This window comes from Paenibacillus sp. 01T422, from assembly GCF_056398785.1.
Genome location: NZ_JBFTQB010001513.1, coordinates 1 through 640 on the forward strand (window position 1 = coordinate 1; position 640 = coordinate 640).

1 protein-coding gene is annotated in these 640 nt (G+C 39.3%); it reads left to right on the plus strand.

Translation table 11 applies throughout. The features are described from left to right. Nucleotides 1-352: 352 nt before the first annotated feature. Nucleotides 353-640, plus strand: a 288-nt coding sequence (locus tag AC1DUA_RS39910) for a hypothetical protein (protein ID WP_477504915.1), incomplete at its 3' end; no start/stop codon positions are given.

Here is a 640-nt window from a genome sequence, read left to right on the forward strand (position 1 = left end):
GCTTGGCGCAGCTCCCGAACTGYTGTTTGGGGAATTGCTTGGGTTAGATGAACTGCCGGTACAGCCAGCTAGAATCGTAGTAACCAATGCACCGCACAGACATGCAAGACTAAGACGGTATTGCGATTTAGAAATTTTCGTTCTCAAATTGTAGCCCCCTTTGAGTTGTGTGAAGCGCTTTCGTATTTATGTTAGCAAGTTTATAAACGCAATAAAATATAAAAACTTGTGGGAAAAAGTTAAWAATGTTATGCAGTTGTATGCGCTATCTTGTGGCTATTTTAAGATTGTTGTTATACTGAAATTGCACGGCGATTACTCGGAAAGGAGCCTGCATCAGTGGAAAATACATATGAATATTCGTAATCGTTTGGTGTTGTATTTCCTTGCATCGATCTTAGTGCCATCTGTTATTATTACGGTCATTGTATACCTGGGTTCAACCGGAATTATTAATAAGAAGATGAGTGAACTCATTGAGAAAAACCTGGATTCCGCACGTTTAATTGTTCAAGAGAGACTGGAATTCATCAATGAGATGACCACCTTAATTTCGTTAAATCCGATGATCCAAGAGGTGGTAGGTGAGAGCCCGACACAAGATTTATCCGATAATGTCAAACAGATAATTAAGTTGGAT